Origin of the sequence: Buttiauxella gaviniae ATCC 51604, from assembly GCF_001654835.1 — a bacterium.
Lineage (GTDB): Bacteria > Pseudomonadota > Gammaproteobacteria > Enterobacterales > Enterobacteriaceae > Buttiauxella > Buttiauxella gaviniae.
Genome location: NZ_LXEP01000017.1, coordinates 147,424 through 154,562 on the forward strand (window position 1 = coordinate 147,424; position 7,139 = coordinate 154,562).

The window sequence follows — 7,139 nt, forward strand, 5'->3', positions numbered from 1 at the left end:
ACGGAGAACGCTATGAAGCCGTCCGTCATCCTCTACAAAAAGTTACCTGACGACCTCCTTGCCCGCCTTGAAAGCCACTTTGCCGTCACTCAACTGAACGATTTAAGCCCGCAAACTGTCCAGCAAAATGCGCAGGTTTTTGCGGATGCACAGGGGATCCTTGGCTCGAGTGAGAAAGTCGACAAAGCGTTTCTGGAACACACGCCAAAGCTGCGTGCCGCCTCCACAGTCTCTGTTGGCTATGACAATTTTGATGTCGATGCGCTGACTTCACGCGGTATCGCGCTGATGCATACACCGACCGTGCTGACTGAAACCGTCGCGGATACCATGATGACATTAGTGCTGGCGACTGCTCGCCGTGCGGTGGAAGTGGCAGAGCGTGTAAAAATTGGCGAATGGCAAGGCAGTATTGGGCCGGACTGGTTTGGCATCGACGTGCACCACAAGACGTTGGGGATTTTAGGCATGGGCCGCATTGGCCTGGCGCTGGCACAACGTGCTCACTTCGGCTTTAACATGCCGATTCTGTATAACGCTCGCCGCCACCATCAGGAAGCGGAAGACCGCTTTAACGCTCGTTATTGCGACCTCGACACCCTGCTGGCCGAGTCCGATTTCGTCTGTATTTCATTGCCATTGACCGATGAAACTTATCATCTGATTGGCGCTGAGCAACTGGCAAAAATGAAATCCTCAGCGATTCTGATTAACGCAGGGCGCGGCCCGGTGGTTGATGAAAAAGCACTGATTCAGGCACTGATGGACGGCACAATTCACGCCGCAGGTCTGGACGTATTTGAACAAGAGCCGCTGCCGATAGATTCCCCGCTGCTCAGCCTGCCGAACGTTGTTGCCCTGCCGCATATCGGTTCTGCCACGCATGAAACCCGCTATAACATGGCGGCCTGTGCCGTGGATAACTTGATTGCTGCACTGAGTGGCAACGTGAAGGAAAACTGCGTGAACCCGCAGGTATTGAAGTAGAAATTAAAAAGCCAGTGGGGAACTGCTGGCTTATCGCCTTTTTAGCAGCAATTCCGGCATTCGACTCTGATGAATGATACCGATAACGACAATCCCTGCTTCGGCTTTTTGGTAATAGAGCATATGGCTCATATAGGGAAAGCTCCATACACCAGGAAATAAGTCGTCAGATTCATCCATTCCCATCCCCGGCATTTTTGCCAAATGCTGTAGCGTAACGCGCATACCAACCAGATATTCACGAGTCATAAGATTACCAAATTGCTTCAGTGAAAATCCCTTTAGCTCGCGCAAATCCTCTCGTGCCTCTTCCGTCAGCTTATATCCAGCCATTAAAGATCCTTCAGTAACTCATCAAACGCATCGTCACCGTCACAGACATTGCCTGTTTTAATCTGAGCAACGGAACGTGCAAGCTTATCGCGCAGATTCTGCAACTTGAGTTCTTCGATAGCGTTGTAATCGGCAATGGACATCACAACAACAGAAGGTTTGCCATTTTTGGTGATGCTCACTGGTTCACGCTGCGCTTTAGCAATCATTTCCCCAAACTGAGTTTTTGCCTGGTTGGCTGTAAAACTGATCATCCCTCACCCTCACTTCGATTGAATAGGTATAAATCGTTCGATTTGTATCTATTTTAAACTACGTAGAGAACAGGAGCGAGTCTTTGTCGCCTGGTATCGGCTAGTTCATACACAAGTGCCAGAGAATAGATGCTGTGAGAATTGAATCCAATGGGAAGGGAATAAGTTATGAATAAGCTTCGCAAAACAGGAATTTTAAGCAAAATAAAAGGGATGAACCTTAAAGGATCATCCCTTTTTAAAATCGAGTGTTAACTTAGAAATCGGTATTAGAAAAACCTGTCATTTCTTCGAGGCCCATCTCACGGCCTAACGCCGTCATTGGATGGACGATAACCAGACCACGTACCGCTTTTTTCAGAGCGCCCATGTTGGCTTGTTCTTTTTTGGTGATGGGACGCTTGTACGGCAGTGCCATCAGTTTTTGTGCTTCTTTGCTCAACTTCTGGTTGCGCACCGCTTGCAGGCGTACGATCTCGATTTCCAGCTTCGCTTTCTCTTTTTCCATCTCAGCGTACTTTTCAGCGTCGTTGATCAGATGCAGTTCTGGCATCTCGTGACGGATAAGATCGAGGCGATCGCTCAGGCGTTTGATTTCTGCTTTTTCGATTTCTTTCATTTTTAATTAACCGTGAATAACTTTCATTGCTGGCAAGGATACACCATTCGGTGCTATAGGGCGAAAAGGGTGTTTGGTCAGAATTACTTCTGGAAGGCTTTTTTTAAGCTGACCCGTGAGATCAGCTCGGTTAAAGAGAGCACCATCGTGGAACGCACTATTTGCTGATAACGCTGTTTTTGCATGGCAAACAGCTCAGGATCGCTGCCATCAACAAACTTTGGTGTCGGCGGTAGAGCAGAAACACAGTGCAGTTCACCGAATGGGCCAAGCATTTCATCGTCGGTAAAATTATATTCATTACCGTCATGGTTTAACTCTTCACGCAAAGCCATCAACAGTTCGCAATCTTCGTACTCCGCGCGATTGAGCACGCCAAGCCCGTAGATAAGTTTGAGACGCACGGAAAGATCCCCTAGTGGCCCGTCACCATCCAACAAGGGTTCAACCGCATATTTCACCGCATAGTCGTCTTTACGGAAGACCTGAAGCACCAGGATATTAACCGCTTCGGTGAGAAGTTCGACCGCGGTAATCAGCAGGCTGCGTACGGTTTTGCCGGCATTGAGACGCTCAAGCACACGGTTTTCAAAGGCCTGGGTTTCTTCCATCTTTGCCTGCATCACTAAAATTTTCTATTGGGTGCAGCATCCACTGCACCCGCTCTCTTCTGCTACGCTTTAGCTTCGTACGCTTTCACCGCCTGAGCTACCACGTCGCTATTGGCATCAAGACCAGAAATTTCTGCGAGAGTGACCTGTGGGCCTTTTTCTGCCAGCAGTTTTTCCAGTTCCTGAGCTTGCGGATCTTCTGCGCTGCGGTAATGCATTGCTGCGGCAATACCTTCAACCAGGTTCAGGTGTGGCAAGCCGTATTCGATGGTGCCAAGCAGTGGCTTAATCAGACGGTCGCCCGCACTTAACTTACGCAGTGGCTGGCGGCCTACGCGCTCCACATCATCTTTCAGATATGGGTTCTCGAAACGACCAAGGATTTTTTGGATGTAGGCTGCGTGTTTGTCTGCATCAAAACCGTAGCGTTTGATAAGCACCGCACCACTTTCGTCCATTGCCCCTTTCACGACAGCACGGACTCTTTCATCCAGAATCGCATCGCGAATGGTCTGATGACCGGCCAGTTGGCCAAGGTATGCGGTTATAGCATGCCCGGTATTCAGCGTGAAGAGTTTGCGCTCAACAAACGCCATCAGGTTATCAGTAAGTTCCATGCCAGGAATGTTCGGGAGATCACCTTTGAACTGAGTTTTATCAACAATCCATTCGCTGAATGTTTCAACCGTGACTTCAAGCGGGTCATTAGTAGCAGATTCTGACGGTGGAACGATACGGTCCACTGCAGAATCAACAAAGCCAACATGCTGCTCAACCCACGCTTGATCATCTTCCGACAGCGCCTTCATGACGTGGCCTTTAAGCTGGCTGGTGCCGCGCACCATATTCTCACAAGCGATAATGTTCAGTGGTTTCTCATTACCGTTGGTACGACGCAGAACCAGACCTTTCGCCACGGCTGGTGCAATACGCTCAAGCACTACCGGGCCGACTGCCGTGGTCACCAGGTCTACATCGGCAATCAGAGTAATAACTTCATCGCCAATGCTGCTAACAGCATTAACATTGGAAACGGTATCGACTTGCTTTTGCTCGCCAACAACGTGAACCTGGTAGCTATGGCGCGCATTCAGCGCGTCCAACACAGTCTGGTTTACATCGGCAAAGGTCAGTTCAATACCGGCATCTGCCAGCAATTTTCCGATAAAGCCACGTCCGATATTACCTGCACCAAAATGTAATGCTTTCATGTCGTTCACCTTCTTAAATTTGAATTACCCGAGAGGGTTCGGGTGAGGAGGTTTGTGGTATTGACCAACCTCACCAGAACCCTCTCCCATTCGGGAGAGGGAAATGGAGACTTACTTCTTACCTGCCAGCAGGTCGAGAACTTCCTGAACACTGGTGGTGTTCGCCAGGCGATCAATCACTGAATCATCATCCAGCGCGTTGGTCAGGCTGGTGATAACCTGGATGTGTTCGTTATTGCGAGCGGCAATACCGATAACCAGGCGGGCAATATCATCAGTTTCTTCACCGAAGTGAACACCGTGTGGGTACTGGCAGAACACAACGCCGGTTTTCAGTACTCGGTCTTTCGCTTCAACTGTACCGTGCGGAACTGCGATACCTTCACCCAGATAAGTTGGGGTCAGTTTTTCACGTTCAAACATCGCATCAACATATTCAGGCTGGACGTAACCACCGTTCACCAGTTGCTCACCCGCAAAGCGAATGGCTTCTTCTTTGTTGGTGGCAGTAAGGCCGAGGAACACGTTGCCAGCACCCAGGCGGAACAGCCCTTCTTCGCTTGGTACGAAGCTGTCTTCCAGGCTGCTCATTACCTTCACTTCTTTCTCGCTCAGGTTATGGGAGGCCACCAGACGCTCGGTCAGGTTGGAGTACAGGCTGCTATCCAGGAAGTTGGTCAGGGAAATATGCTGTGCCTGTGGAACCTGGCGCATCGCACGCTCGGTCAGGTCACGGTGCGTAATCACCAGGTCAACATCATCCGGCAAGCTGTTGATTGCACAGTTAGTCACGGAGATATTTTTCAGGCCTGCATCGCTGACTTTCTTACGCAGCACGCCAGCACCCATGGCACTTGAACCCATGCCTGCATCACACGCTACGATGATTTTACGTACGTGGCTCAAGTCGTTAGACAGGCCAGCACCTACCGCCAGTGGTGCAGTTGCACCTTTGGATTCAGCTTTCATCTCTGCCATACGGCGAGCTGCTGCTTCGATATCGTCTTCTTCTTTAACTTTGCTGGTTTTCAGCAAGATTGCTGAGACCACGAAGGAGACTGCTGTTGCTGCAACGATTGCTGCAATGTTCGCGAAGTACGCACCTTTTGGTGTCATCGCCAGAACTGCCAGGATGGAACCCGGAGATGCCGGAGAAACCAGGCCGCCGTTCAGGATAGTCAGAGTGAACACGCCAGTCATACCGCCGAGGATAACGGCCAGAATCAGACGTGGGTTCATCAGCACATATGGGAAGTAAATTTCGTGGATACCGCCCAGGAAGTGGATGATTGCCGCGCCGCCCGCAGACTGCTTAGCATTACCACGACCGAAGAACATGTACGCCAACAGCACGCCCATACCTGGACCTGGGTTTGCTTCAATCAGGAAGAAGATTGATTTGCCCAGTTCGTGGGACTGCTGAATACCCAACGGTGAGAAGATACCGTGGTTGATTGCGTTGTTCAGGAACAGGATTTTCGCTGGTTCTACGAAGATAGAAGCCAGTGGCAGCATGTCATGAACAACCATGAAGTTAACGCCCGCCGCCAGTACTTTGGACAGGACTTCTACCGCAGGGCCGATACCCATGAATGCCAGAATCGCCAGAATCATACCGATGATGCCAGCGGAGAAGTTGTTCACCAGCATTTCAAAGCCGGATTTGATTTTGCCGTCTACCCACGCGTCGAAATGTTTAATCGCCCAGCCACCCAGAGGGCCTGCAATCATCGCGCCGAGGAACATCGGCATATCTGCACCGACGATAACACCCATGGTTGTGATTGCACCCACCACACCACCACGGTCGCCACCGATTAAGCGACCACCGGTATAACCGATGAGCAATGGAAGCAGATAGGTAATCATTGGGCCTACCAGTTTCGCCAGTGTTTCACTTGGCAACCAACCGGTCGGGATAAATAAGGCGGTGATAATACCCCAGGCGATAAACGCGCCGATGTTTGGCATTACCATGTTACTCAGGAAACGACCAAAGCTTTGCACTCTGATCTTGATATCGGATGACATACGCACACCCCTTATTGTGTTTACGTGCTGAAAAGCAGCCCGAGGTTTATTGTTAATGTGGTGGCAAGCAACGCTGCCAGATGCTCTAAGTGAGGCGAATTTGGCACTGAATCGTTAAGGTGTCCAGCAGGCGGGATTTAGTGTGATGCGGATCACTCATTACAGGGTGTAACGAGGCATGATCAGGCGATCCCGATCACATAATGAGTGTGTAAAAAAAACACAGAAGCTAATTTTTGTTCACCATTGATGTATTTGTGTGACTGTAGTCACATTTTACAAATGGCACTTTGTTATTTAAATGTGATGAGATTCACAAAATATTTTACGTGGAATTTGGTGAGTGTGATCCAGGGCATCTATGGCTGACAGAAGCCTGCCGTTTTGTCAGAAAATTACAGCGCAGCGGGAAACAGCATCGTGCGACCCCAGGCGTCTTCAGAATTCCTGAACCATACTTACGTTTTGTCGATTGAAAATGGACGATGTAATGAAACTTATCGGTAATTACACCAGCCCGTACGTGCGCAAAATATCCGTTATCCTGCTGGAAAAGGGCATTACGTTTGAGTTTGTGAACGACAACCCGTGGACTTCCGAGAGCACCACACCGCTCTACAACCCGCTGGGAAAAGTTCCGGCGCTGGTCACCGACGACGGCGAATACTGGTTCGACTCGCCGGTCATCGCACAATACCTCGAACTTTTGGATATCGCCCCGGCGCTCATTCCCCGCGATGCGAAAGCCGCCCTGCAGATGCGCCAGATAGAAGCGCTGGCAGATGGAATTATGGATGCCGCCCTGGTTTCTGTACGCGAACGCCAGCGCCCGATTGAGCAGCAATCAGAAACCGAATTACTCCGCCAGCGCGAAAAAATCAGCCGTGGCCTGACGCTGCTTGAACAATTTGTGGCCGACAAAAAGCTGAATGCTGATGATCTTTGCGTGGCGACCATCGCGGTGGCCTGCGCGGTGGGTTATCTCAACTTCCGCCGGGTGTCGCCTGGCTGGTGTGTCGACCGTCCGCATTTGGTGAAACTGGTAGAGAAACTTTTCGAACGTGAAAGTTTTGCGCGGACAGAACCGCCAACA

At 50.3% G+C, this 7,139-nt stretch carries 8 protein-coding genes; 2 read left to right on the forward strand and 6 right to left on the reverse strand.

Going from position 1 to position 7,139, the window contains the following annotated elements; all coding sequences use genetic code 11:
- Positions 1-12 precede the first annotated feature (12 nt).
- Entirely contained in the window at positions 13-987 is a 975-nt protein-coding gene (gene ghrB / locus M977_RS09915; protein WP_064514506.1) for a glyoxylate/hydroxypyruvate reductase GhrB, read from the forward strand.
- A gap of 30 nt (positions 988-1,017) precedes the next feature.
- Here the strand turns inward: ghrB and M977_RS09920 are convergent, their stop codons facing one another.
- The 6 genes from M977_RS09920 to M977_RS09945 all read right to left on the reverse strand — a co-directional run bounded on the left by M977_RS09920 (position 1,018) and on the right by M977_RS09945 (position 6,046).
- Positions 1,018-1,320: a type II toxin-antitoxin system RelE/ParE family toxin gene (locus M977_RS09920; RefSeq protein ID WP_064514508.1), complete on the reverse strand. Its 303-nt coding sequence runs from the start codon at positions 1,318-1,320 to the stop codon at positions 1,018-1,020.
- On the reverse strand, positions 1,320-1,574 hold the full coding sequence (locus M977_RS09925; protein ID WP_064514510.1) for a type II toxin-antitoxin system Phd/YefM family antitoxin: 255 nt from the start codon (positions 1,572-1,574) through the stop codon (positions 1,320-1,322). The genes M977_RS09920 and M977_RS09925 overlap by 1 nt, the downstream gene beginning before the upstream one ends.
- Before the next feature lie 256 nt (positions 1,575-1,830).
- Positions 1,831-2,193: a YibL family ribosome-associated protein gene (locus tag M977_RS09930; protein ID WP_064514511.1), complete on the reverse strand. Its 363-nt coding sequence runs from the start codon at positions 2,191-2,193 to the stop codon at positions 1,831-1,833.
- 83 nt (positions 2,194-2,276) lie between these two features.
- Positions 2,277-2,816, reverse strand: coding sequence for a mannitol operon repressor MtlR (gene mtlR, locus M977_RS09935; RefSeq protein ID WP_064514512.1), 540 nt, complete (start codon positions 2,814-2,816; stop codon positions 2,277-2,279).
- A gap of 50 nt (positions 2,817-2,866) precedes the next feature.
- A complete protein-coding gene (mtlD, locus tag M977_RS09940; protein ID WP_064514515.1) occupies positions 2,867-4,015 on the reverse strand; it encodes a mannitol-1-phosphate 5-dehydrogenase in 1,149 nt (382 codons plus the stop codon).
- A gap of 111 nt (positions 4,016-4,126) precedes the next feature.
- Positions 4,127-6,046: a PTS mannitol transporter subunit IICBA gene (locus M977_RS09945; RefSeq protein WP_064514516.1), complete on the reverse strand. Its 1,920-nt coding sequence runs from the start codon at positions 6,044-6,046 to the stop codon at positions 4,127-4,129.
- Between the two features lie 490 nt (positions 6,047-6,536).
- Here M977_RS09945 and M977_RS09950 point away from each other — a divergent pair.
- Positions 6,537-7,139, forward strand: a 603-nt coding sequence (locus tag M977_RS09950) for a glutathione S-transferase (protein WP_064514518.1), incomplete at its 3' end; no start/stop codon positions are given.

Coding starts and splice junctions, on each gene's coding strand:
- ghrB (WP_064514506.1), top strand. CDS start 13: ATGAAGCCGTCCGTCATCCTCTACAAAAAGTTACCTGACGACCTCCTT.
- M977_RS09920 (WP_064514508.1), bottom strand. CDS start 1,320: ATGGCTGGATATAAGCTGACGGAAGAGGCACGAGAGGATTTGCGCGAG.
- M977_RS09925 (WP_064514510.1), bottom strand. CDS start 1,574: ATGATCAGTTTTACAGCCAACCAGGCAAAAACTCAGTTTGGGGAAATG.
- M977_RS09930 (WP_064514511.1), bottom strand. CDS start 2,193: ATGAAAGAAATCGAAAAAGCAGAAATCAAACGCCTGAGCGATCGCCTC.
- mtlR (WP_064514512.1), bottom strand. CDS start 2,816: ATGCAGGCAAAGATGGAAGAAACCCAGGCCTTTGAAAACCGTGTGCTT.
- mtlD (WP_064514515.1), bottom strand. CDS start 4,015: ATGAAAGCATTACATTTTGGTGCAGGTAATATCGGACGTGGCTTTATC.
- M977_RS09945 (WP_064514516.1), bottom strand. CDS start 6,046: ATGTCATCCGATATCAAGATCAGAGTGCAAAGCTTTGGTCGTTTCCTG.